This window comes from Borrelia maritima (assembly GCF_008931845.1).
Lineage (GTDB): Bacteria > Spirochaetota > Spirochaetia > Borreliales > Borreliaceae > Borreliella > Borreliella maritima.
Map to the genome: position 1 here is coordinate 470,870 of NZ_CP044535.1, position 25,241 is coordinate 496,110.

The 25,241-nt window shown below is 28.0% G+C and carries 25 protein-coding genes, 4 tRNA genes, 1 other RNA gene and 1 pseudogene; 27 read left to right on the forward strand and 4 right to left on the reverse strand.

Translation table 11 applies throughout. The features are described from left to right. Positions 1-39: 39 nt before the first annotated feature. Positions 40-882 carry a mechanosensitive ion channel family protein gene (locus DB723_RS02245; RefSeq protein WP_151552200.1) on the forward strand — a complete coding sequence of 281 codons (843 nt, stop codon included), beginning with the start codon at positions 40-42 and terminating at the stop codon, positions 880-882. On the opposite strand, the gene DB723_RS02250 is transcribed toward DB723_RS02245, so the two are convergent. Then, positions 879-2,027 (reverse strand): glycosyltransferase family 4 protein, encoded by a 1,149-nt coding sequence (locus DB723_RS02250; RefSeq protein WP_151552202.1) that lies wholly within the window; start codon positions 2,025-2,027, stop codon positions 879-881. The two genes, DB723_RS02245 and DB723_RS02250, sit on opposite strands and share 4 nt — an antisense overlap. A gap of 56 nt (positions 2,028-2,083) precedes the next feature. Between DB723_RS02250 and holA the strand changes: the two genes are divergently transcribed. Then, complete coding sequence (gene holA, locus DB723_RS02255) at positions 2,084-3,073, forward strand: DNA polymerase III subunit delta (RefSeq protein ID WP_151552204.1); 990 nt, start codon at positions 2,084-2,086, stop codon at positions 3,071-3,073. 3 nt (positions 3,074-3,076) lie between these two features. Then, the gene (locus DB723_RS02260) at positions 3,077-3,718 is read left to right on the forward strand and encodes a hypothetical protein (protein ID WP_151552206.1); all 642 of its coding nucleotides are present in this window, start codon (positions 3,077-3,079) and stop codon (positions 3,716-3,718) included. Positions 3,719-3,734: 16 nt separating this feature from the next. On the opposite strand, the gene uvrC is transcribed toward DB723_RS02260, so the two are convergent. After that, entirely contained in the window at positions 3,735-5,546 is a 1,812-nt protein-coding gene (gene uvrC, locus DB723_RS02265; RefSeq protein WP_151552208.1) for an excinuclease ABC subunit UvrC, read from the reverse strand. Between the two features lie 124 nt (positions 5,547-5,670). Here uvrC and DB723_RS02270 point away from each other — a divergent pair, with 124 nt between their 5' ends. The 4 genes from DB723_RS02270 (at position 5,671) to DB723_RS02285 (ending at position 8,794) form a co-directional block, all read left to right on the forward strand. Further along, positions 5,671-7,188: a fibronectin type III domain-containing protein gene (locus DB723_RS02270; RefSeq protein WP_151552210.1), complete on the forward strand. Its 1,518-nt coding sequence runs from the start codon at positions 5,671-5,673 to the stop codon at positions 7,186-7,188. Beyond that, positions 7,181-8,491, forward strand: a complete 1,311-nt coding sequence (locus DB723_RS02275) for a tetratricopeptide repeat protein (RefSeq protein ID WP_151552212.1) — start codon at positions 7,181-7,183, stop codon at positions 8,489-8,491. The genes DB723_RS02270 and DB723_RS02275 overlap by 8 nt, the downstream gene beginning before the upstream one ends. A 71-nt stretch (positions 8,492-8,562) precedes the next feature. Next, positions 8,563-8,651 (forward strand) — tRNA-Ser (locus DB723_RS02280). Between the two features lie 56 nt (positions 8,652-8,707). Next, positions 8,708-8,794, forward strand: a tRNA-Ser gene (locus tag DB723_RS02285). 24 nt (positions 8,795-8,818) lie between these two features. On the opposite strand, the gene DB723_RS02290 is transcribed toward DB723_RS02285, so the two are convergent. Further along, on the reverse strand, positions 8,819-9,541 hold the full coding sequence (locus DB723_RS02290; RefSeq protein ID WP_151552214.1) for a hypothetical protein: 723 nt from the start codon (positions 9,539-9,541) through the stop codon (positions 8,819-8,821). Between the two features lie 74 nt (positions 9,542-9,615). Here DB723_RS02290 and DB723_RS02295 point away from each other — a divergent pair. The 16 genes from DB723_RS02295 (at position 9,616) to DB723_RS02370 (ending at position 21,339) form a co-directional block, all read left to right on the forward strand. Then, positions 9,616-9,689, forward strand: a tRNA-Arg gene (locus DB723_RS02295). 17 nt (positions 9,690-9,706) lie between these two features. Further along, a tRNA-Ser gene (locus DB723_RS02300) sits at positions 9,707-9,793 on the forward strand. 3 nt (positions 9,794-9,796) lie between these two features. Beyond that, positions 9,797-9,892, forward strand: an RNA gene (ffs, locus tag DB723_RS02305) — signal recognition particle sRNA small type. A gap of 227 nt (positions 9,893-10,119) precedes the next feature. Beyond that, on the forward strand, positions 10,120-11,802 hold the full coding sequence (dnaX, locus tag DB723_RS02310; protein WP_151552935.1) for a DNA polymerase III subunit gamma/tau: 1,683 nt from the start codon (positions 10,120-10,122) through the stop codon (positions 11,800-11,802). Positions 11,803-11,805: 3 nt separating this feature from the next. Beyond that, a complete protein-coding gene (locus DB723_RS02315) occupies positions 11,806-12,105 on the forward strand; it encodes a YbaB/EbfC family nucleoid-associated protein (protein WP_151552216.1) in 300 nt (99 codons plus the stop codon). A 143-nt stretch (positions 12,106-12,248) separates the two neighbouring features. Continuing rightward, positions 12,249-12,755 carry a nucleoside-diphosphate kinase gene (locus tag DB723_RS02320; RefSeq protein WP_151552218.1) on the forward strand — a complete coding sequence of 169 codons (507 nt, stop codon included), beginning with the start codon at positions 12,249-12,251 and terminating at the stop codon, positions 12,753-12,755. Between the two features lie 303 nt (positions 12,756-13,058). After that, on the forward strand, positions 13,059-13,586 hold the full coding sequence (locus tag DB723_RS02325; protein ID WP_151552220.1) for a hypothetical protein: 528 nt from the start codon (positions 13,059-13,061) through the stop codon (positions 13,584-13,586). Beyond that, the gene (locus DB723_RS02330) at positions 13,583-14,278 is read left to right on the forward strand and encodes an LptA/OstA family protein (RefSeq protein WP_151552222.1); all 696 of its coding nucleotides are present in this window, start codon (positions 13,583-13,585) and stop codon (positions 14,276-14,278) included. The genes DB723_RS02325 and DB723_RS02330 overlap by 4 nt, the downstream gene beginning before the upstream one ends. After that, on the forward strand, positions 14,256-15,047 hold the full coding sequence (lptB, locus tag DB723_RS02335; RefSeq protein ID WP_151552224.1) for an LPS export ABC transporter ATP-binding protein: 792 nt from the start codon (positions 14,256-14,258) through the stop codon (positions 15,045-15,047). Before DB723_RS02330 ends, lptB begins: the two co-directional genes overlap by 23 nt. Then, positions 15,044-15,733 carry a peptidoglycan editing factor PgeF gene (pgeF, locus tag DB723_RS02340; protein ID WP_151552226.1) on the forward strand — a complete coding sequence of 230 codons (690 nt, stop codon included), beginning with the start codon at positions 15,044-15,046 and terminating at the stop codon, positions 15,731-15,733. Before lptB ends, pgeF begins: the two co-directional genes overlap by 4 nt. A 1-nt stretch (position 15,734) precedes the next feature. After that, positions 15,735-16,481 carry a Nif3-like dinuclear metal center hexameric protein gene (locus DB723_RS02345; RefSeq protein WP_151552228.1) on the forward strand — a complete coding sequence of 249 codons (747 nt, stop codon included), beginning with the start codon at positions 15,735-15,737 and terminating at the stop codon, positions 16,479-16,481. Positions 16,482-16,491: 10 nt separating this feature from the next. Beyond that, on the forward strand, positions 16,492-17,004 hold the full coding sequence (lspA, locus tag DB723_RS02350; RefSeq protein WP_151552230.1) for a signal peptidase II: 513 nt from the start codon (positions 16,492-16,494) through the stop codon (positions 17,002-17,004). Positions 17,005-17,048: 44 nt separating this feature from the next. Further along, on the forward strand, positions 17,049-17,228 hold the full coding sequence (locus DB723_RS02355) for a hypothetical protein (RefSeq protein ID WP_151552937.1): 180 nt from the start codon (positions 17,049-17,051) through the stop codon (positions 17,226-17,228). A gap of 13 nt (positions 17,229-17,241) precedes the next feature. Further along, the gene (locus DB723_RS02360) at positions 17,242-18,063 is read left to right on the forward strand and encodes a TIGR00282 family metallophosphoesterase (RefSeq protein ID WP_151552231.1); all 822 of its coding nucleotides are present in this window, start codon (positions 17,242-17,244) and stop codon (positions 18,061-18,063) included. 40 nt (positions 18,064-18,103) lie between these two features. Then, a complete protein-coding gene (gene murA, locus DB723_RS02365; RefSeq protein ID WP_151552233.1) occupies positions 18,104-19,387 on the forward strand; it encodes a UDP-N-acetylglucosamine 1-carboxyvinyltransferase in 1,284 nt (427 codons plus the stop codon). A gap of 581 nt (positions 19,388-19,968) precedes the next feature. After that, the gene (locus DB723_RS02370) at positions 19,969-21,339 is read left to right on the forward strand and encodes an MATE family efflux transporter (RefSeq protein WP_151552235.1); all 1,371 of its coding nucleotides are present in this window, start codon (positions 19,969-19,971) and stop codon (positions 21,337-21,339) included. Between the two features lie 185 nt (positions 21,340-21,524). Here DB723_RS02370 and DB723_RS05400 read toward each other — a convergent pair. Further along, positions 21,525-21,912 (reverse strand): annotated as a pseudogene (locus DB723_RS05400) (hypothetical protein). A gap of 470 nt (positions 21,913-22,382) precedes the next feature. On the opposite strand from DB723_RS05400, the gene tuf reads away from it, so the two are divergent. From tuf to rplD, 4 genes are read left to right on the forward strand one after another with little or no spacing between them, the layout of a single operon-like run. Further along, positions 22,383-23,567: an elongation factor Tu gene (tuf, locus tag DB723_RS02380; protein WP_151552237.1), complete on the forward strand. Its 1,185-nt coding sequence runs from the start codon at positions 22,383-22,385 to the stop codon at positions 23,565-23,567. A 57-nt stretch (positions 23,568-23,624) separates the two neighbouring features. Further along, on the forward strand, positions 23,625-23,936 hold the full coding sequence (gene rpsJ, locus DB723_RS02385; protein WP_002557068.1) for a 30S ribosomal protein S10: 312 nt from the start codon (positions 23,625-23,627) through the stop codon (positions 23,934-23,936). A gap of 35 nt (positions 23,937-23,971) precedes the next feature. Continuing rightward, complete coding sequence (gene rplC, locus DB723_RS02390) at positions 23,972-24,595, forward strand: 50S ribosomal protein L3 (RefSeq protein ID WP_151552239.1); 624 nt, start codon at positions 23,972-23,974, stop codon at positions 24,593-24,595. A 9-nt stretch (positions 24,596-24,604) separates the two neighbouring features. Continuing rightward, positions 24,605-25,234, forward strand: coding sequence for a 50S ribosomal protein L4 (rplD, locus tag DB723_RS02395; protein ID WP_151552241.1), 630 nt, complete (start codon positions 24,605-24,607; stop codon positions 25,232-25,234). The last annotated feature ends 7 nt before the right edge of the window (positions 25,235-25,241 follow it).

A 25,241-nucleotide genomic window follows, 5' to 3' on the forward strand; every position in this document is an offset into this window, starting at 1 on the left:
TTCAATTAATTTATGTAGGGCTTATAAGGAAAGTTTATTTTGTTTAAGGAGCTTTTTATATTTCAAGATTATTTTAATTATATCTTCGAGGGTGTTGTAGGTTATGTTTTTAAAGTTTCGATTGCTATATTAATATGGTATTTTTTAAAGTTAATAGTTAAGAAAATAGGTAAAATTTTATTTAAGACTTTGGAAAAGTCTAGATTAGAAAAGAAGTTAGAAATTACAGTTTTAAACTTTTTAAAGTCTTTTTTCAAAATATTTACAGATTTTGTTATTATTTTAATAATATTGACATATCTTGGTGTGCCTACAACATCTATTATTGCTGTATTTGGATCATTAGGGCTTGCTGTTGGACTTGCTGCTCAAAGCATTTTGTCTAATTTTGTTAGCGGATTTGTTGTTTTAAATTCTAAATTTTTTAAGTGCGGAGATCATATTAAATGTGGGGATGTTGAAGGTTTGGTTGAGAATGTCCAAATTTTTTTTACTACACTTGAAACGTTTAACAAAGAAATTATTAAAATCCCAAACAGCAAGCTTACATCGAATTTTGTTGTTAATTTTTCGGCAAGTCCGAGAAGAAGAGTTGTGTTTTCTTTTCAAGTTCCCTATGATACTAATATTGGTTTATTGAAAGACAAAATAGAAGATTTAATGATTTTTAATAATAAAAAATTTAATGTTGGAGTTTGTGCTCCTACTCTTATTGTCGAAAAATACACTCCTTATTATATAATTTTACAAGCCCGATTTTTTGTTAATACAGAGGCTTTTTGGGATTTTCAATATTTTGTTGGTGAGTCTATTCAAAATGTTTTACTCGATATGAAAATTAAGGTTCCAATTTGTTTTATACCCTTTGATAAACTGTCTTAATAATTTTTTCTTGCAATAATTTCTGAGTAATAATTTTCAATTTTTTTTATAAACAAATGGCTTGCAAATTTAATAGAGTATTTTTTTGCATTTTGTTTAAATGTTTTTAGTATTTCATCATCTTTTATTACTTTTTCTATATATTCAGATAAGTTTTCGTATTTTTTTATTAAAAATCCGTTTATTCCTTCTTTTATTACATCTTTATAGATATAATCATTTATCAAAATAGCAGGTATTCCAGCAGTTAATGCTTCTATTACTGTCATTGGATATACTTCACTTCTTGATAAACTAGCAAAGATATCAGAAATTTTGTAGTAATAATATATTTCTTCCCATGGAATTGCTCCTATTAACAATATTTGTTTTTCAAGTCCATGTTTGATGCTAAAATTTTTTATTTCCTTTTCTTCACTTCCTTTGCCAATAATGATAAGCTTGTAGTTTTTGTTTTGTATTAAAAGGTCTTTTAAATGTATTACTAATAAATTTATGTTTTTTTCTTTATTTATTCTGCCAACAAATATAATTATTTTGTCTGTTTGCTTTATATTGTGCTTTTTCAAAATCTCATCTTTTTTTTCTTTGCTTAGAGTTTTTATGAAAAGCTTTCTATCAACTCCATTTGGGATTATTTTATAGTTAGAATTATTTGAAAGGTGAAAATACCTCTTTTTTGCTTTGCTTGATGGGTAAATAAAATATTTTATTTTGTTATAATGTCTTCGTATCATTTTATCGGGGTTGATGAAATATTTGAAAAATCCTAAGTAATGCAAATAATAATCCCACATTGTATGGCTTGTATGAACCATTGGTATGTTTTGCTTTAATGCAATTTGTTTCCCAGTTTTCCCCATAGAAAATTCGGAGTGAGTATGAATGATGTCTGGTTTGTAGTTTTGTATTATTTTAGATATTTTTCTTTTATTGGGGAAAGCTATTACAGCGTCAAGTTTTTTATTTATTTGGATAGATGGGCATCTGTAAACATTTTTTTCATTTAAAGATTTTTTTGTTTTTGGACAAAATATGTAAACTTCATATCCATTTTTTTCAAACCCTTCTTTAATTTGTTTTATTGACGTTGCCACTCCATTTTTTTCTGGGATATACGTATCTGTAAATATTGCAACTTTCATATTCTCCTCCTAGCTTAAGTATAATATATTTGGCACTTGGATTATAATTTACTTTAATGCAAGTGGTTTATTTGTTGTTGGGTAATGAACAAGGTTTAAAAGAGGCCTATTTAAAGGAGCTGCTAATTAAAATGGATGCTTTTAAATCAGAAGTTTCAGTTACTAAGATTTTTTTATCAGAACTCTCGGCTGTGGGATTTGCTGAGAAACTATTTTCCAATTCTTTTTTTTCAGAAAAAGAAATTTTTATTGTTTATGAGTCTGAACTTTTAAAAGCGGGAAAAGATTTAGAACTAGTATGTAATGCAATTTTAAAATCTAGCAATAAAACTGTTATTTTTATTTCTAATAGCAATACATGTAATATTGATTTTAAGAACAAGCTTAAGTTTATAAAAAAAGTTTTTTATGAAATTTCTGATGATGATAAATTTACATTTGTAAAAAGAAATTTTTTTAATCTTAATATTAAAATCACAGATTCTGCAATAAACTTAATGCTTTTAATGCTAAATTCAGATACTAAAATTTTGAAATTTTATATAGATTCATTTGCACTTTTTGCCAAGAATAATACCATTGATGAGGAAGATATAACTTCTTGGATTAGTTTTATTCGTTTTGAAAATACTTTTTCTTTATTTAATTCAATTTTAAGAAAAGATATGACCCATTCTTTGATAAAGATTAAGTCTATTTTGGACCAGGGAGAAGATTTACTTAATATTTTGATGAGTCTTATTTGGCAATTTAAAAGATTATTAAAGGTGAAAATAGATTATAATGCATGTGAAAGCTTGCAGAGCGCATTGAATAAAAATAAAATTTTTTTTTCATTAAATAAAATTTATAGAATAGGGGTTGAAAATTATTCAATTGAAGACATAAGAATTGTTTTGAAAATTTTATATAAGTTTGATTTATACTTGAGGATTTATTCTAAAAATATTCATCAAAATTTGTCATATTTTTTAATATTTTCAATCTTAAATCTTAATAATAATTTTTTAATGCATTGTTTTTCAGAATCAAAATTTAATTTTTAATGTATGAAGCAGAAATTAATTTGTATTTTATTGTTTTGTTTTTTGTCTTGTAGGTCTGAATCTAGACTGGCAGAAATTGTTTTAATAGAGTTTTTTGATTCTATTAAAAATTTACAAAGCAGCCCTGAAATATTTTTTAATTATTTGAATATTCCAAATGATAGTGATCTGAAAGCAAAAATTTATGGGTTAAAATCTCAGGCAAAGGATGATTTTATTTTTTATCCTTTGTTTTTTAATAATCTAAGATATCAAATAATAGGTAAAAAAAATATTTCTAAGGGCTTTGAATTTGAAGTTATTATTAAAAATATTAACTTTCAAAACGGGATAGAAAAATTTTTGGATAAATTAAATAAAATGGAAGAAAGATTTTCAAAGATTAAAAGTTTAGAGAAAAAAGAGCGTAAAAAAATATTTAACAATTTAATAAATGAAGTTATTGGAGAGTTAGATAGTTCTGATTACACTGAGATTGTTCATTTTTTTAGAATGGCAAAGAGTCCTTCTGGAAAATATAAAATAGAGCTTTTAGGAGATGTTTCAAATATGCAAGCTAGAAACAAGCTTATTAATGATCTTTTTTTAGTTTTATCGCCTGGCATTTCAAATAGTGTTTTTATTTTAAAAAATATTGATCAATAATAATCTAGTTTAAAATTTATATGTCGTGATTATGATTTTTTATTGAGTTTTCTTTTATTGCAAATTCTTTTATTTTTTTTGCAAGTTGAATATTTATTTTTATTTTTTCTGAAATTTCATTTTCACTTAAAGGTAATATATCTTTATAGGTTCCAATTGATTTTAATATTTTTTGTGCTGTTTTTTTTCCAATTCCATTTATTTTTGTATACAATAGATTTATTTTTTCTCTTCTTTTTTTGTTAAATCCATTAGCTTTTCTGTGTGCTTCATCTCTGACATTTTGTAGTATTCTAAGAGCAGGATGTCCTTGGGGCAAATTTATTCCTTTTTTATTAGTTGTTAAAAATATTGTTTCTTGTTTTTTTGCTAACGAACAAACTTTAACTTTGTTCTCTATTTTTAAGCCTTTTAGGATAAAAAAAACAGCATTTAGTTGTCCTTTTCCCCCGTCAATTAAGATTAAATTCGGTAGTTCTAAGTTGTTATTGATTATTTCTGAATATCTTCTTGAGATTACTTCTTTTATTGCTTTGAAGTCGTCAATTTCTCCTTTTAATAGTGAGTTTATATTGTAAAGCTTATAGTTTTCTTTAAAAGGCAACCCCATTTTAAAAGTCACCATAGAAGCCACTGTTTCTTGACCTTTAAGATGGGCAATATCGAATCCTTCAATTATTTTGGGAAGTTTGTCCATTTCTAGCAAAATTTTTAGACTCTCAAGTGCTTTATTACTTTTATTTTCATATTCTCTTAAGGATAATTCGGCATTAGACATTGCCATTTCCATTATTTTTAAAATTTCTGCTGTTTCTTTGTAAATAATTTTTGTTTTTGTATTTTTAATTTCATTTATTAGTTTTTCAACATTTTTAGTGTCAACATCTTTGATAAAAATATGAATTTTATCGGGCACTATCATATTAATAGATGTGTAATATTGAATCAAAAATTGTAAAACCAAATCATTTTTTTTGCATATGCTTTCATCAAAGTTTGCATCTCTTTCAACTAATTTCCCATTTCTGTATTTTAATACTATTATTGTATTTACATTTTCCCCTGGATGAACATAGACATAGTCTATGTTTAAATTGTTGGTTTTTGTAACGATTTGTATTTGATTAATTTCTGTCAAAGAACTTTTAATTTCTTTTAATTTAATAGCGGTTTCAAAATCTTCTTTTTGTATTGCAAGTTTTAATTTAATGTCAATTTGACTTAATGTTTCGGATATATTCCCGCTTAGTATGGATTTTGCCTTATCTAGTTCTTTTTGATATTCTTTTTCAAGGTTTTCTTTGTAGCATACTCCAAGGCACTGTCCCATATGGTAATATAGGCAAGGAACAGTGGATTTTTTTTTGCATTTTCTAATCTTAAATGTTTTGCTAATAAAATCCAATACTTGATCTAATTTTTTTACATTAGTAAATGGGCCGAAATATTCGCTTTTGTCATTAATTATTTTTCTAGTTTTGAAAATTCTTGGATATTTTTCATGAGTTATCCTTACCATGGGGTACCCTTTTCCATCTTTTAATTTTACATTGTAATCAGGCTTGTGAGTTTTGATTAGATTGCATTCTAGAAGTAGTGCTTCGTATTCGCTGTTTGTTGTAATAACCTCTATTGATTTTACATTTTTCATTAACATTTTGATTTTGTGACTATTTTTTTCTAAAAAATAACTTTTTATTCTTGATCTTAGATTTTTTGCTTTTCCAATATAGAGTATTTTTTTATTTTCATTTAGCATTTTATAGCAACCGCTTATGGTTGGCAATTTTATTACTTTTTCGAATAAACTTGTTAGATTCTCTTTCATAATGTCAGATAGTTTTTAGATTTTATTAGAAATCATCTTGTGATATAATATTGTAGCATAAGGCACTTTGTTTTATGTTCTAGGGTATTTAAAAATATGAATAATAACAAATAAAAGGTCAAAAATGAGATTAATTTTAATGCTCTTGCTATTTTTTTTGTGCTTTTCTATTCTTTTATCTCAAGAATTGAAGTTAATACTTGATTCAAAAAAAAATTTTAAATTTATTCAAGATTCTAGCAATATTACTTTTGAAAGAGATTTAAGGGGATTACTTGGTATTTATTTGGACAGATATAAAGCTGTTTTGGATTTGAATAATATTGATTTGCGCTTAGAAATAGGAAGGGATAATAAATTAAAGGACACATCTTCAAACTATTTAGTTAGTGCAAAGAGTTTGAGAGTTTCAAATGAATTTCGTAATGTCTCTAATGGTTCTTTAATTTTTTATTCAAATCAAAATCCTGTTAAGTTTAAACCATTAAGAAAGAAAGCTTTTTTTTCTTCAGGTAATACTGTTTCTGATTTTACTATTAAGTTTTGGGTATATCGAACAACTTCTGTTACAGGAGAAATTATTTTTAGTTGGGATGGTTATAAAAATGTTAATAATTCATGGGTAGATCAATCTATTAGATTAGAAAGTGATGAGGGAAATTTTGTTTGGGTTTTAAACAATGTATTTTTAAAAGATAATAAGAATCCTATTAAAATTAGAATGAAAAGTAATGATGATTTTATTCCAAAGAAATGGCATTTGCACACTTTAAGATATAGGCAAAAGGATGGTATACTTGAATATTTAATAGATTCTAAACCTCAAGCAATAGAATATATAACAGATGATAAGAAGGAAGGATCAGGATATTTATTAAGTATTGGCAATTTTATTGATTTTACCTTAGGAACTTATTTTACTGGTGCGGTTGAGAATTTAGAAATACATAAAAGCTTTGAAGAGGTTAGTAACGCTTTTTTTTCAAAGAGTATGGGATACATTATTACAGAGCCCATTAAGCTTTCCAAATACTATTCTCAAGTATTGTCCTTCGATGTTGATTCTAATGTTCCTAAGGATACAGAGATTGTTTATTATTATAGATTAGATAATAAGATATTTTACGATACAGATAGCTATGGAAATATTAAAAAAAATTTAACTGGGGCATGGATTCATTTTGATCCTAAAAAAGATTTTCCAGATTCAAAGATATCAAAATATATTCAAATAAAGGTTGAATTTTATCCCAGTGGAGATTCTATAAATAGTCCTTCTCTTTACAGTATGTCGATCACCTATGTACCCGAATCAGCCCCATTCCCTCCTGTAATAACAAGAGTTATTCCAGGCTCCAGGGAAGTTTTTATTGAGTGGATTCCTGTTGTTAATAGCAGTGTTGAAGGGTATTATGTTTATATTGGGGTTGTCTCTGGTAATTATCATGGAAAAATTGCTGGTGTTTTAACTTCCCCTATTGATGTTGGAAATCAAACTTCTTTTAAAATTACAGGACTTGAAGATGGAAGACTTTATTATATTAGTATTGCTGCTTACAATTTGGATAAAAGTGTTAATAAGACTTCTTTCTCAAAGGAGATTTCTGTAAGGCCTATGGAGATTTTTAAAAAATATGAATAATTTTAGCTTTGAGAAAGCTTTAAATTTTTATAAAAATGGTGATTTTAAGAGTTCTCTTAATAATTTAGATGTTTTTGATGAAAATTTTGATTCTCTCTCACTTAAAGCGCTTATTTATTTTAAGAAAAAGGATTATAAAGCTCTTTTATATGTTCTAAATACTTATCCTGTTGTTTTGAGTGAATACAATTTTTTAGTTAAACTTGTAAATTATGGTAAAATTGAAAAAAATAAAGATGAGCTAGGCCCTTTTGAAAATTATAATTTAGGTGTTTTTTATTTCAATTTAAAAGAATATGAACTTGCATTAAGTTGTTTTTTAAAGGCTAAAGAGCAAAAATCTGATTTTATACAAGCTTTAAACAATAGTGCTGTCTTATTTGAAATGTTAGGCAACAAGGATGAGGCCTTGAAATTATTTTTTAAGGCTAAGGATTTGGATCAAAATAATTCTCTTGTTAAGCTTAATATTTGGCTTTTAAAAAATAGTGAATCTCTTAAAACAGAAAGTTTTTTAAAAGTAGACAAAAATTTTTTTGATGCCAATCTTGCTCTTATTGTTAATTATTTAATGTATTATTTCTATTCTATTGGTGAAATAAGCAGAGCAATTAGGCTTTCTGAAAAATTTTTAACAGATTCTCATTATTCTAAGTATATTTGGCATAATAGAGGAACCATTTTTCACAAAATAGGCAACATGACTCAAGCTACAACATCTTATGTTAAAGCCATTTTAAATTTTCCAAATATTTATACAATTTATAATATGCATATTGCTACAATTGAGCTTTTAAAATTTTCTCCCAAAAGGGCTATTGAGAGGATGGTTAGTGATTATTTTAATCTAGATTTGATATATTTTTATGCAGCCTTATTTTTTCTTAGAAATCGTGATTTTGAGGATGCCTATTTTTATATAAAAAAACTTTGTGAGCTTAATCCAGGGCCTTATTTAAAATTTTTAAAATTACTTGAGTCTAGTGAGGATATGTTAATTGAGAATTTGCTTGAAGAATTTGCGATATCTTTAAAAGTCAATTGGTATTTAGAATATTTATTTTTTATTGATAATTCTTTAAATTTGAGAGATCCTATTTTTATTTTTGATCACAATATAAGGGTGAATACATATATTTGGAGAATTAAAGATGAATGCATTGAATTAAAATTTAGCAATAATGAGGAAAAAATAGTTCAAGCGGCCTTGAATGAGGAGGACGTTTGTTCTAAAAGTGACATTTCTATTGCGGATTTTCAAAATTTAATAGAAGCTTATAAAGAATTTAGAATAAATTACTAATATTCGTAATTTATTTAGTTTATTTTATTGACAATAATAATATCTCTAAGATATTATGTATTAATGTTATAGGAGAGATGCCAGAGTGGTCGAATGGGGCTTCCTGCTAAGAAGTTGTCCTTTTAAAAGGGGACCATGGGTTCGAATCCCATTCTCTCCGTGATTGTTTAAATCTTGACAGTGTGTACTTTATTGATTAAAGTTTGTTTTAACTCTGGAGAGGTGGCAGAGTGGTTTAATGCTACGGTCTTGAAAACCGTTGTAGGTGTAAGCCTACCGTGAGTTCGAATCTCACCCTCTCCGTAATTATTGTATTTGATTTTGGTATTAAGATTTAAGGGCATAGATTTTATTTGGCCGATATTCATTCTCTGTGTTTTCGTATATGGGAAATTGAAACTCAATTTTATCACATTCATTACAATCAATTAATAATGGATCATAAAAGACTATAATTTGGTTATTTTTAAAATAATATTTGTATTTTGGAAAGATTGTTGTGAATTTTTTTTCCAATTCTTTTGGATTTTGTTTAGCTTTTACGTAAAAATCTTTAATTTTGCTTTTTATTTGTTCTTTTAATACGTTTATGAGAGAATCTAGTTGATCCTTTGATATTATTTCTGCAATTTCTATTTTTTTGCTTCCTTTCAAGTTTAAAGAGTGATATTTTAAGAGAGCGCTTGATTCTTTTTCTTTTAAGGATTCTTTATATAAAATAGATGTAATGCCAATATTTTCATTTTTAAATATTGTAAAGCTGGAAAAATAAAAATATTCATTTTTTGAGTTTTTATTTTTTAATATTTTGTTTTCAATATCTTTTTCCCATTTTTTTATAAAATTTTCAAATTCAAAGTTTTTATTTTCCATAAAAGGAATTTTTGCGTCTATGTGGAGAATATTATTGTTTTTTAATATTTTTTTTTCTTTAATATTTTTAGTTTTAATGATTAATTCGGAATTAACCATATTTGAGGCTGATTTAGAACATGATAAAGCAAATAAGGCAAATAATATTAAAATAAGAATGATTATTTTAGTTCTCACAACTTCTCCATTTTCTGCTGAATGTTTTTATTGTAATAAATAGTAATTTTTATTACAATAAAAATTAATTGTTTGTGTCCATAGCTCAGCTGGATAGAGCGTTAGATTGCGATTCTTAAGGTCGGAGGTTCAAGTCCTCTTGGACACGAAAAAGTTTGTTATTTTGGAGAGATGGCCGAGTGGTTTAAGGCGCACGCTTGGAAAGCGTGTATACGGTAAAATGTATCATGGGTTCGAATCCCATTCTCTCCGATTCCTAGGGCCCGTACTATCAAATGTTGCTAAACCCCGTCAGGACTGGAAGGTAGCAGCGGTAGGCAATTTTTTGGTGAGTACGCAAGTCTTAGGTTTAATTTTCATCCAAAATGCAATGTTTTATTCTGTATTAAAATATGGATTTGTCTTTTTGGAACTTTCAAGTTTGTTATATTTTCTTGGGAAGGTTTTTTTAGATATTTTTTGTGCTTTATAAAATTCTTTGACAATTCTTTTAAAATAATGGTTATAAGATATAAATATGTTGTATAGTATGTATTTATAGTATTTTGCTTATTAAAGCATTGGGAGGTAAAAAGTTAATGGCGTCTTCAAGAGGCACTGCTCTTAAGAAACGCCCCAGAGATTTTCACTCTCTTGAAGGGCAAGATTTTGTTGTTGAAACTCTAAAGCATTCTATAGAGAAAAATAAAATAGCAAATGCTTACATTTTTTCAGGACCAAGGGGTGTTGGTAAGACTTCATCAGCTAGGGCTTTTGCTAGATGTTTAAATTGTAAGAATGGCCCCACAGTTATGCCTTGTGGAGAGTGTAGTAATTGTAAGTCTATTGAGAATGATAGCAGTCTTGATGTTGTCGAAATTGATGGTGCTTCAAATACTTCGGTTCAAGATATTAGACAAATTAAAGAAGAGATAATGTTTCCTCCTGCAATTTCTAAATATAGAATATATATTATCGATGAAGTTCATATGCTTTCCAATTCTGCTTTTAATGCTCTTTTAAAGACAATTGAAGAGCCCCCAAATTATATTGTTTTTATTTTTGCCACCACAGAGTCACACAAGCTTCCAGAGACAATAAAAAGCAGATGTCAGCATTTTAGTTTTAAACTTTTATCCTTAGAAAAGATTTATAATATGCTTAAAAAGGTTTGTTTTGAGGATCATATTAAATATGAAGATGAGGCTTTAAAATGGATTGCATATAAGAGTAGTGGTAGTGTAAGAGATGCTTATACGCTTTTTGATCAGATAGTTTCTTTTACTAATTCTGATATTAAATTAGATCAAATAAGATCTAAGATGGGCTTGACCAATGATGAGTTCTTAGAAAAGTTGTCGGTTAGCATTCTTAGTGAAGATGTGAAAGAATTAATTTGCGTTCTTGATTCTATTTTTTTGGCCGGAGTGTCTTATGAGCAATTTCTGTTAGATTCAATCGAATTTTTTAGAGAGGCATTATTTTTAAAGATAGGCGTTAAAAATTTTGAGTTTATTGGTATTAAATCTGAGAGCTTGAGAAAAAAATTAATTAATTTTGATTTGAACTATCTTGAGAGAATTATTGTCGTTTTGCTTGAAACTTACAGGGATTTGCAATTTTCGGTTAATCCAAGATATGAGCTTGAGATTAATTTTATTAAAATTTTAAGACTTAAAAACTATATTCCAAATCATGTTTTAATAAAACAAATTCAAAGGCTTGAAGACAACTTGTTAGAAAGCATGGCTTTGGATTCAAAAAATTTTGATGTTTTAGCAAATAATAATAGTGAAGATGATTTAACCTTTATTTCATCAAAACTTAGCTTAAAAAATGAATTTCCCAAAGTCAAATCTTTAGGAAAAGAGCAAGTTGGCTATGATGAAAATTTGTCAGCAAAAACTTATGAAAATCTTTTAGAGACTAATGAGATTGATGAGATTGATGAGATTTTTATTGAGGATGATGATTCAAGTAAAGCAAATGATTTTATGGATATAAGAGATAAGTTTATTTATATTGTTTCAAGATATGTTCAAACCTTAGTTCATTCAGGAGAAATCGTTATTAATGACAATGTTCTTTATTATAAGGTGTTTAGTGAATTTGAGTATAATGAGCTTCAAAATTATAAAGGTGAGATAAGATCTGAATTTTATAAAGAATTTCCAAGTTTAAACATTGTGTTTCAGAAAAATTTCAAAAGCCTTGAAAAGGATTTTGAAAAATTAGAAACTGTAAAAAATATTTTTGGAGCAAGTGAAGTTTTGGAGGTATAAAATATGGCAGTAAATCCGTTAGATTTTTTGAAAAATATGTCTAGTGTTAAAAGTGATATTGATAATATTAAAAAGGAAATGTCTAAAATTACGGTTTGTGGTAAAGCGGGCAGCAATATTGTTGCTATTGAAATGGACGGCGAATTTAATGTTAAAAAAGTTTCAATTAATAAGGAATTTTTTGATGATTTAGACAATGATGCTTTTGAACAAATGGTTAAAGCTGCTTTAAATGATGCTGTTTCTAAGGTTAAAGAAGAGATAAAATTAAAAACTATGGGAGTTCTTCCTTTTGGAATGTAGGTGTTAATTTTGTAAAGGTCATATTTTGATTTTTCAATATAAATAATTTTAAGCGCTTTGTAGCTTATGTTATTCCTTATAAATTTAATTAATTATTTAATTATTTTTTTAATTAATATATGTTCTAAATTTTGGAGGTATTTATGTCAATGTTATTTCAAAAAACTTTATGTATTATTAAACCAGATGGGGTTAGGAGGGGCCTAATTGGTGATATAGTTGCTAGATTTGAAAGGGTGGGTTTAAAAATTGTGGCTGCTAAAATGCTTATTGTTGATGAGAGTCTAGCAAAAAAACATTATTTGTATGATGATATTGCTCTTAGGCACAGTGAGGCAGTCTGGAAGTCTTTAATTAAATTTATTTCAAATGTTCCTGTTTTTGCATTTATTGTTGAAGGAGTTGAAAGCATTGAGGTTGTTAGAAAGCTTTGTGGCGCTACTGAGCCAAAATTAGCCATTCCCGGAACAATACGAGGAGATTTTTCACATCATAGTTTTAAATATTCAAATGAGAAGGGTTTTTCAATTTATAATGTGATTCATGCATCTGCAAATGAAGTAGATGCGATTCGTGAAATACCAATTTGGTTTAAAGATAATGAAATTTTAAATTATAAAAGAGATGATGAATGTGAGCATTATTATTGATTTTGATAATATGTTATCCCTTTGAAAGGGATAAGTTTAAAGTTACTAATTTAATGGTAATCTAAAATAAAAGCAATTCTTGTATTTGTTTTAGTTTTTTGTATTTTAGGAGAATTTTTATATAAAGAGCTGTTTTTGAAAATGGTGTTTTTATCTTACTTTTAAGTTTTACATTAAAATTTATTGTGTAAATAAATTTTGTTTAATATTGCTTTAACAGAGTTTTTAATGTTATGTTTTTATGTTTAACGAATTGTTATTGTTAATTAAAATGAGAGATTTTTAGTCTTGTTGAAAATTTTTATGAGAATACTTAGACTTTATTTATTATTTTTGTTTTATGCTTGTGCTTTCGATTATGATGAATATTCTAATAGGCCTGATATTGCAAAAAAGTTCCCCTCAATACAAATATTAGGAATCAAATATTATAATGTTGTATACAATAAAGAGCAAACCGTTCTAGAGTCTTTGAGTTTTAGCTATTATAATGACTATAAAATTTATAAGGCAGAGAATGGAAGGTTTTTATATCATTCGGTAGATAATGAAATTTCGGGGAAGTTTAATAATTTAGAAGGCTCTTATGTTACAAAGGATTTGGATATGAGAGATTCTGTAGAATTTAAAATAGAGGATAAAAATAATTATTATTTACTTAATTCAAATAGGATTTTATGGAAAAATAAAGATAAGAAATTGCAATCTCCTCCGAATGAGCTAGTATTAATTAGATTTAATGATAGCAGAATAAAAGGGAAAGGATTTTCCTATTTTTTAAAGAGCAATGTTTTTTATTTTGATTCTGGAGTTGAAGGAATCATGAATTGAGAGAATTGATTTCAATATGGATTTTTATTATTATTGTTAATAATGTTCAAGCGGCACAAGGACAATCTAAGGTTAAATCGGAAGAACTTAAGGGAAATGGAAAGAAAAATATTAATTTTACCTTTAAGTCGGATTTTGCACAAGGGGTAGTGTCTTCTTTTTATAAAAAAATTGTTTTAAAAGGTAATTCAGAAGTTATCTCATCAGATTTTAAGCTTAGAGCAGATGAAATTGAAATTTATGGAGAAAAGGGATCTTATTTTGAAGCTCGAGGCAATGTTTATTATGAAGATTATAATAATAAAATAGATGTTAAGGCGCAATTTTTGTTTTTTAATAGGAAACTGGATAATTTTTATCTTCAAAGAGGTGTTGAGCTTGAAGATCTAGAAAATAATATGGTTATTAAGGCAGAAAGAATTGAAGGCAGTAATAAATCTCATGTTTATATTATGCAATATTCTGTTAAAATATATAAAGATGATACTTTTGCAAGAGCTGAGAATGGAACTTATAATAAAGAAGAAAAAGAAATGATCCTTGAGGGAGTTCCAGTAATTTATCAGAAAGACAATTATTATTCTGCTTCAAGAATAATTTTCAATACAGAAACTAATAGATATAAACTTGAGGGAAGTGTTGAGGGAGAGTTTACCCAGGTTGAAGATGATGCTTCTGAAGAAAAAAAATAAAATAAAAGAGATTAAGGAAAATCTTAACTTTAATTTTGTCAATAATGTTATCTTAAGAGCAGATAACATTATTAAAAAGTATGGTGAAAAGCTTGCTGTTAATGGTATTACAATCAACATTCATAAAGGTGAAGTTGTGGGGCTTCTTGGCCCAAATGGAGCCGGCAAAACAACAACATTTTATACAATTGTAGGCTTTATTAGGCCCAATGCAGGCAAAGTTTTAATAAATGATTACAATATTTCATCTCTTAATATGTATGAGCGTGCGCGGATAGGAATTGTATATCTTCCCCAGGACGCTTCAATTTTTAGGGAGCTTACGGTTGAAGAGAATATTATGGTTGCTTTAGAAAGAAGAGACGATCTGTCTAAGGCCGAGCGCAAGATAGAACTTGTAAATTTACTTAAAGAATTTGATATAAAAAGAATACAAAGTCAAAAAGCTTATACTCTTTCTGGTGGAGAGAGAAGGCGAGCAGAGATAGCAAGAGCTTTGGCTGTAAATCCCTATTTTTTACTCTTAGATGAACCTTTTGCTGGTATTGATCCTATTGCAATTGGGGATATAAAAAACATAATAAAAATTTTAAAAGAGAGAAACATAGGTGTTCTTATTACTGATCATAATGTAAGAGATGCTTTTGATATAATTGACAGAGCTTATATTATTTATCAGGGGCAAGTGCTTGATTCGGGTAATGTTGATTATATAGTAAGCAGCGAAAAAGCCAAAAAGCTTTATTTGGGAGAAGAATTTAGATTATGAAAACAATAGATCATAAACTTTATTATGAATTTAATGTAGCTGACGATGTTAAAATGATTTATACTAAAAAACCCTTTAATCTGAATTTAAGAGAACTTAGTAATGATAAATTTAATTTTGTTCCTAAGTCAAAGAAAATAAAATATTTAAAGCAATTACATACAGATATTATTTATAAAGTTGAAGATGATTTTATAAATTTTCAAGAAGGGGATGGCCTTATCTCTAGTTCTTTAGATGTGGCTCTTGTTGCTTACTTTGCAGATTGTCTTCCAATATATTTTTATGATTCAGTTAAAAAATTTATAGGACTTATTCACAGTGGATACAAAGGAAGCTTTAACTTGATTATTTTAAAAATGTTGTTTATGTTTGAAAAAATGGGATCAGTTTTTAAAGATTTGAAAATTGTTTTTGGGCCTTATAACAGATCTTGTTGTTATGAGGTTTCTGAAATTTTCTTAGAAGAGGTAGGCAATAAATTTAGCAAAGATTTGTTAAATGCCGCTTTTGCTACAAGAGATGGCAAAATATATTTTGATAATGCTGATTTTAATTTAAATTTACTTTCTAGGTTTAATTTAAATATTTATAATTCAAAACTTTGTACGCATTGCTTGAAAAATCTTTATTCTTATAGAAGATTAAGAGAAGGGCAAAGTTATGCTTTAATTTGGAGAGTTTGATTTGAATGTAAGGAATTTGTCTTTTAGGCTTAATTCAATTTTTGACATAAAGAAGTATGAGCATTTTGATAAAAATTTAAACGGACTTCAAGTGGGGAATCTCAATGCTGAGGTAAATAAGGTTGCCTTTGCAGTTGATGCTAGTTATTCAACTTTAAAAGAAGCAAAAGGGAATGATTTTTTGATCACCCATCATGGTATTTTTTGGTCAAAAAAAGAGCGTATTGTTTCTAATATGTATGATAAAATCAAATTTTTGATTGAAAATAATTTGGCTCTTTATTCTGTTCATTTACCTATGGATGTTCATTCTGTTTATTCACACAGCAGGGTGTTTGCAGATTTTTTAGGGTTAAAAAATCCTTTTGCTTTTGCAGATTATGGAGGATTTAATCTAGGAATTATTGCTGATTCTGATTTTAGCTTTTCTAAAATTTTAGAGAAAATTAAAAAGGAAAATAAAAATATTCTTTTTGCGAAAAAGTTTAAGGAGGCGGTAAATAAGGTTGCAATTGTTAGTGGCTCTGGGTATTCTTTTTTTGACGAGGCTTTGTATCATGGTATAGATTTGTTTATAACCGGCGATACTTCTCATCAAATATATTCTTTAGCAGAAGAATTCGGAGTGAATTTGATTTTTGCAGGGCATTATTTTACCGAAACTTTTGGCTTAATTAAATTGATGGAGGATCTCAAAATTCAAGAAGATTTGGAAGTTAAATTTATTTATAAAGATACTAATTTATAAGGATTTTTCTATGGGTGCTAAAAGTAAACAATATTTCAATATTTTTGTATTTATTATTAGTTTGATTTTTTTTGATCAACTTTCTAAGTATTTGGTTGTGAAGTATGTCAAATTGGGTTCAATATATTTTTCTTTTTTTGAGAATTTTTTTAGAATAATTCATGTGAGAAACACAGGCATTTTGTTTTCTATGGGATCTAATATTCATTATAGTTTGAAAAAAATTTTTTTTCTTATAATGCCTATTTTCATTTTAATATTTGTTTTTTATCTTTCTTTGAAAGAAAAAAATTGCATTGCCAGGATTTCACTTTTATTGATTTTTTCAGGAGGAGCGGGAAATGTTGTTGATAGATTATTTAGACCTTCTGGAGTTGTAGATTTTTTAGATTTCAAATTTTATGGAATTTTTGGACTTGATAGATGGCCCACTTTTAATTTTGCAGATAGCTATGTTGTTATAGGAATGATTTTATTTTTAGTTAATGATTTTTTTATAAAAAGAAAAGCGCTTAATACATGAAAATTTTAGGTTTTATTTTGTCTGTGCTAATGAACTTAGCCTTAATGTTTTTGATTTTCTTTTTAGAATTTCTTTTAGTTGTTAAATTTAGTGTTATTGTAAAGCCTTATTTACAATTTGTATTGATTTTTATGATGATTGTTTTTGCTGTTTTGGTGGGGTATTTTGTGTCAGTTTTTATTGTAAGAAGCTTACTTATTAAATTGTTTAAATTAGATCAATAAAAAGAGGGACTTTGTGTCTTTAAGGGTTTTAATTGCTGGCGAGGTTGTTGGTAAATCTGGAATTATTGCGATAAAATCTTTTTTATCATCCTTTAAGATAGAAAAAAAGATTGACTTTGTAATATCTGGAAATAATTTTACTACAGGTTTAAGGGGTCTTGGCAAGAAACATGCCTTTTTATTAAGAAAGTATGGAGTTGATGTATTAACATTAGGTGAAAATGCTTTTGCAAGACCTGATTTGTCTGATGATCTTGATAAATATAATTTTATTTTAAAACCTTTAAATTGTCCTGCAAAATTAAAAGGATATTCTTATTTTATTTATAATATTAATGGTAAAAAGTTGGCTGTTATGAGAATTGTAGGTCAAACAGGAGCAACTAAATATAAATTTAATCATCCTTTTTATAGTTTTGATTTTTTTTATCAAAGAATTAAAATGCAAACAAACAATATTATTGTTCTTTTTGATTCAAATACTACGGCCGAAGTTAATGCTTTGTTTTTTTATTTAAAATCAAGAGTTAGTGCTTGTCTTGGAACTGGAAAAAGGATTTTAACAGCTGATTTGAGAATTTTGGACAATACTGCTATTATAACTGATTTAGGTAGAGTTGGGAGCTTGGATAGTGTTATCGGGTATACTCCTAGTTTAGAGGTAGATAAATTTTTGAAAGGATTTTTAAGTCAAAGATTTATTGAATCTTGGGAGGGGCTTGGTTTTAACGGAGTGTTAATTGACATCGATGATAATGGGCATTCTTTTTCTGTGGAAGCTATTAGAAAATATATAGATTATAAACCAAGTTTAAAAGATATAGATATTATTTGATATTCATTTTATTGGGGTTTTATATATACGAGGGAGAGTTATGCATAGTTATATTGTAGAAGGTGGTTATAAGATAGGTGGTCAAATTACAGCTAGTGGGAACAAGAATTCTGCTTTACCTTGTATTTTAGCTGCTTTGCTTACCGATGAAGATGTTATTTTGGAAAATATTCCTAATATTAATGATGTGAAAGTCGTTTTAGATATTTTAAGTGATATAGGAGCAGATATTGTAAGAGATGGGAATACTTTAAAAATAAAAGTTCTAAATGTTGTAAAAACAGAAATAGATTCTTCTCTTACAGATTTAATTAGGGCTTCTATACTTTTATTGGGACCTTTTGTTTCTAGATTTGGGGGAATAGATATGGCGCTTCCAGGAGGAGATGTGATTGGGAAAAGGCGCCTTGATACTCATTTTTATGGTCTTTGCAAATTAGGAGCTAAGTTAAGCACAAAGGATGGAAGAATTATTTTAAAGGCCAACAAGCTTGTTGGAACCGAAATGTTTTTAGATGAAGCTTCTGTTACAGCTACAGAAAATATTATTATGGCCGCAGTTCTTGCTGAAGGTAAGACTGTTATTATGAATGCCGCTTGTGAGCCGCATGTTCAAGATTTATGCAATATGCTTAATTCAATGGGCGCTAATATTTTAGGCATTGGTTCAAATGTTTTAGAAATAAAAGGTGTAAAAAAATTAAGTGGAACAATATTTAGAATAGGAGCTGATTTTATGCAAGTTGGATCTTTAATTAGTCTTGCTGCATTGACAGGGGGCGAATTGGAGATTAAAAAAGCAGATCCCCATCATTTCAGGTTAATTAGGTATGTGTATTCAAGACTTGGTATTAATTTCGAATACGATAGGGAAAATGTATATGTAAGAGATAGACAAGAATTAAAAGTGAAGTTAGATTTTGGTGGGCACATCCCAAAAATTGATGATGGTCCGTGGCCAGCTTTCCCAACAGATCTTATGAGTATTATTATAGTTACTGCAACTCAAGTAGAAGGAACAGTTCTTGTTTTTGAGAAGATGTTTGAATCTAGAATGTTTTTTGTAGACAAGTTAATAAAAATGGGGGCTCGAATTGTGCTTTGCGATCCGCATCGTGTAGTAGTTACGGGCAAATCTCCTCTTAAGGGTAATGTTTTGTCTTCTCCAGATGTACGGGCAGGAATGTCTCTTCTTATTGCGGCTTTTGTTGCTGAAGGTTGCAGCGAGATTCAAAATGTTTATCAAATTGAAAGGGGATACGAAGATGTAGTTAGCAAATTAATTAATTTGGGGGCAAAAATCAAAAAAGTTAAAAGTCTATAGTTTGGTTTGACATTGGACTTTATTGTAATTTTAGATTTATGAAAAATATTTTAATAGAGAATAAAGATAACCTATTAATAGCTTGAATTATGAATAAAAATATATTAAATTAATTTTTATTGTTAGGATTTTATTTAAAAATATTAAATTTTATTTTATAGGTTAAAGATCTTGATATAAAAATAATCTTGAAAGATTGAGAAAAATTGCAGAGGTATTGCCAATTTTGAGTTTTTGTCTCTATAATATTAATTATTTATTTTAAATAGGCTTTTATTGCTCTGCTTTAATTCATAAGAATAATTTTAATTTTATTAATGACTGTTTATTTATGATTAACGTCAGCGTTATTAAATTTTTATTGTACCCAATTTTAGTTGTGATTTTTTTGTGTTGCGGGTAATGGAATTTATTTGTGCTTTGATCATTGTAATGTATAAGTCATATTAACTATTAATTGTTTTGATATTACATATTAATTTTCAATTTTTAAAGTTGAAATTAAATGCTTTTTTATTATTGGTGAATGAATTTGAGTTTAAATTTTTATAAAAAAATATTTTAGATAAGGATAAAATTTTATGTCTACAAACAAGAGTAAGACTAGAGAGTTAATATTAAATGGCAACCTATATAAAGTTCTTTTTTTAATAAGTTTTCCTATTGTTATAACCAATATTATTCAAGCTTTTTACGATCTTACCGATATGTTTTATGTTGGCAAGCTTGGAGCCATGCCTTTGTCAGCGCTTTCGCTTGCTGGTCCTATAAATTTTTTTATTATGGCTATTGCTATGGGTATGGCTACAGGAAGCATTTCCTTGATTTCAAAGTGTATAGGAGAGGGGAATTTTTCTCGTTTTTCAAGGTATGCAGGGCAACTTATTGTTTTAAACTTTCTTTTATCCTTATTTGTTACTATTTGTGCTTTTTTTTTAATTGAGCATCTTTTGGATTTGCTGGGTGTAAAAGGTGAGCTTAAAGAACTTTCAAGGCTTTATTTTTATGTGACAATTTTTGGAATACCTATTATGTTTTTAAGTATTTCAATTACATATATTTTAAATGCTCAAGGAGAAACTATTCTTTCAATGATAATAGTTTTATTTGCCAATATTGTTAATTTTATTCTTGATCCAATTTTAATATTTAGTTTTAATATGGGCATTACTGGGGCTGCTTGGGCCACCTTATTTTCAAAGTTACTAACCGTTGCTTTTTATTTGTTTTTGACTTACAAGTTAAATTATGGATTGAAAATTTATCCGAAGGATTTAGCGATAGATATAAGATCTATTAAAGAAATTGTTAATCTAGGACTGCCTTCAGCTTTTGGACAAATAATGGTTTCGTTGTCTTTTTTTATTTTTAATTATATTGTTATTGGGATTAGTCCAAAATTTTTGGCGGCTTATGGACTTACAAACACCATTATTTCTTTTTTATTTCTTCCCGCTATGGGCATTGGCACCGGAATTATTTCAATTGTTGGCCAAAATCTTGGTGCTAAGAAAATCAATAGGGTAGGAGAGGTTTTGAAAAAAGGATTTTTTATTTCTTTGGCAATTTTATTAATAATAAATTCAATTGTTATTATTAATAAACAATTTATATTGAAGCTGTTTACAGATGATTTAGAAGTTTTAAATTATGCTAATAATTATTTATTACTAACAACTATCGGCACTTTTGGATATGGATTACAGCAAGTATTTTTTGGAGGACTTATTGGGTCTGGTAGGACAAAAATTGCGATGATTATTATTTTTATTAGGTTGTGGCTTATTCGTCTTCCAGTAGTTTTTATTTTCCAATATTTTGGCATAATTGAAAATTCTTTAGGTTATGCTTTTATAATTTCAAATTATTTAGCAATTATAATTTTAGTTGCTTTTACTTGTACTCGCTATTGGACTAAAACTATTTTAATTAAGAAATATAAATGTAATTAAGATTTATTTATATTTATATATTACCCAAGGAAATGATTAATTTATTTTGAATTAATTTAATGTTTTTAGCTTTTTAAATAGATTTTAGATTCTTTCTTAATTTTTTAAGTTAATAATTTATTTGCAATAAAGCGTATTTGAGTAGAGTTAATAACATTAATTCTATTTTAAAGTGTTTCTTTTTGTTATTGTTTTTCAAAAATATATAATATGTTTTTTCTTTTGGTGTTGATTTTAGTTCTCAAATGAAAAGTTTTTGTCTCAAATCCATTAAGTTGTTCTCTAATTAATTCGCCTGTTTTGCTTCCTTCTTTAAAAATTGCTAATGAATTTGCATTTATATTTTCCCCATTTTTATTTTAAGGGTAATTATTAGATTGTTTTTGTTGTCGGATTTGTAGTTTACTATTTCTATTTTTTATTAGTTTTTATAGCGCTAATAAGATAGGTAATTTCTTGTGTATGCTCTTTTGATTTTATTGTGCTTGTATTTACACAAGACATAAAAATAAATGTAATGATAAGAATTGTAAGTATTGACATTAATTTAAGCTTAAAATTTTGAGTTTTAATCATTTTTATTATATTTTTTATAGCGGCCAGTGTTAACCCTTTTGATAAAATAAAGATATTTTATCAATTCTAAATGGCAACTAGATTTCAAAAATATTTACTATTGTTTTGAATTTTATGTTTTAAGCTGTATTAGTTAAATATTTTTAAAGTGTTATTATTTGGTATTTTATGCTTTTTTTAATAAATATGATGTTCATGTTAATTTTTAATACTATTGTATGCTTAGGTTAATTGATTTTAAAAGTTAAAGTGTATTGACTATATTTTATAAAATGTGTAAAATTTTAAAGCTATTAAAATTTTTTAGAAAAACACGCAGTGCGGGTCAATTTCTAAAAAATTGATTTTTTTATTTTTTTGGTTATTTATAGCTATTTTTTGTTTTGATAAGAATGAATTTATTAAAAATTTTTTGAAGAGATTAAATGTAAGTAGCTATTTAGGATGTGAAATTTAGGAGGTTAGTCATGGCAAAAGAAGTTTTTCAAAGAACAAAACCGCACATGAATGTTGGAACAATAGGGCATGTTGATCATGGTAAAACAACATTAACAGCAGCTATTAGTATTTATTGTTCAAAATTAAATAAAGATGCAAAAGCATTAAAGTATGAAGATATTGACAATGCACCTGAAGAGAAAGCAAGGGGAATAACAATTAATGCTAGACATATTGAGTACGAAACAGCTAATAGGCATTATGCTCATGTAGATTGTCCAGGCCATGCTGATTATATAAAAAATATGATTACAGGAGCAGCTCAAATGGATGCAGCTATACTTTTAGTTGCTGCTGATAGTGGCGCTGAGCCTCAAACAAAAGAGCATTTGCTTCTTGCTCAAAGAATGGGAATAAAGAAAATAATAGTTTTTTTAAATAAGTTAGATTTGGCAGATCCCGAACTTGTTGAACTTGTTGAAGTTGAAGTTTTAGAGCTGGTTGAAAAATATGGATTTTCAGCTGATACTCCAATAATTAAGGGTTCAGCTTTTGGGGCCATGTCAAATCCAGAAGATCCTGAATCTACAAAATGTGTTAAAGAACTTCTTGAATCTATGGATAATTATTTTGATCTTCCAGAAAGAGATATTGACAAACCATTTTTACTTGCTGTCGAAGATGTATTTTCTATTTCAGGAAGAGGTACTGTTGCTACTGGGCGTATTGAAAGAGGCGTTATTAAGGTTGGTCAAGAAGTTGAGATAGTTGGTATTAAAGAAACCAGAAAAACCACTGTTACTGGCGTTGAAATGTTCCAGAAAATTCTTGAGCAAGGTCAAGCAGGGGATAATGTTGGTCTACTTTTAAGAGGAGTTGATAAAAAAGATATTGAGAGAGGACAAGTCTTGTCAGCTCCAGGTACAATTACTCCGCACAAGAAGTTTAAAGCCTCAATTTATTGTTTAACTAAAGAAGAAGGTGGTAGACATAAACCATTTTTCCCGGGGTATAGACCACAATTCTTTTTTAGAACAACCGATGTTACTGGCGTTGTTGCTTTAGAAGGTAAAGAAATGGTTATGCCTGGTGATAATGTTGATATTGTTGTTGAGCTGATCTCTTCAATAGCTATGGATAAAAATGTAGAATTTGCTGTTCGAGAGGGTGGAAGAACTGTTGCTTCAGGAAGAATTCTTGAGATATTAGAATAAGTTAAAACTTTGGTATGTAAAGATATATTAATACTCTCTAAAGTTTAGGAGAATAAATTGATTGCTAAAGATAAGATACGCGTAAGATTATTTAGTTTTGATGTTAAAATATTAGATCAGAGTGCCGAATCTATTGTTAAAGCTGTTCAAAAGGCTAAGGCTCAGATTAAGGGTCCAATTCCTTTGCCTACAAAAATCAAAAAATATACTGTTTTACGTTCTCCTCATGTCAATAAAAAGTCAAGAGAGCAATTTGAGATGAGAACTCATAAAAGGCTTATTGATATCTTAGAACCCACTTCTGCTTTAATGGACTCTTTAATGAAATTAGAGCTTCCAGCAGGTGTTGAGGTAGATATTAAACAGTAAATGATATTTTAAGTATATGAATTTGAGGTGTTTTAATGTTGGGATTGATTGGAAAAAAAGTTGGCATGACTCAGATATTTCAGAAAAATGGCATTGTGGTTCCTGTTACTGTTATAGAGTTTCAGCCCAATTATATTATAGGGAAGAAAACAGTTGATAGAGATGGCTATAGTGCGCTTGTAGCGGGTTCTGTTGATCTTAAGGGTTCTAAAATTTCAAAGCCTATAAAAGGTCAGTATAAAAGCTTAAAAGACATTGAGCCTAAAAAATATGTAATAGAGCTTAAGGGGGGGCTTGATGGGTATGATGCTGGAGATGAGATTAAGGTTGATGTTTTTAAGTCAGTTAAGTATGTAGATGTTACAGGGACTACTAAAGGCAAGGGTTTTCAAGGGGCTATGAAAAGGCACAATTTTAGCGGTGGACCATCTTCTCATGGATCAAAATTCCATAGACATCTTGGTGGGACAGGACAAGCTACTACTCCTGCAAGAACATTTAAGGGAACCAAAATGGCTGGTAGAATGGGTGGAAATCAACAAACTATTCAAAATCTTGAAGTTGTTTTAATTGATGAGGAAAAGAGGGCTATCCTGGTAAAAGGGGCTGTGCCTGGCGCTAAGGGTTCTTTTGTTGTTGTTAAGAAATCTAAAAAGTAGGTATTTAGTATGGAAAGAAAAGTTTTTTCTAAAGATGGGAAAGAGATTGGGACTATAAATTTGGATGACAGAGTTTTTAATATAGAAATTAGTCATGGGTCTATTTATAATGCTATAAAAAATGAGTTGTCTAATCTTAGGATTGGAACATCTTCAACTAAAACCAGATCAGAGGTCAGAGGTAGCTCTAAAAAGCCCTGGAAGCAAAAAGGAACTGGTAGAGCTAGAGTAGGTACAAAGCGGAATCCAGTTTGGATTGGTGGAGGTATAGCATTAGGGCCAAAACCCAGAGATTATAGCTATAGATTGCCTAAAAAGGTAAAAAAGCTTGCATTTAAGTCTGTATTAAGTTTGCGCGCTTCTGATGAAAATAATTTTAAGGTTATTGAGAACTTTAATATTGAATCGGGAAAAACAAAAGATCTTGCTTTGATAATAAAAAATTTTGCAAGTATTAATGGTAAGGTGGTTATTCTTTTGGGCAATGATAATCAGATGATCAAAAGAGCTGGTAAAAATATAAGAAATTTGAAGATTTTATCTTTTGATAAACTTAGAGTTGTTGATTTGTTTTATGCTAAGAATTTAATAGCCCTAGAATCTGCTGTTAACAAGCTTAATGAGTTTTACATTAAATAAAAAAGAT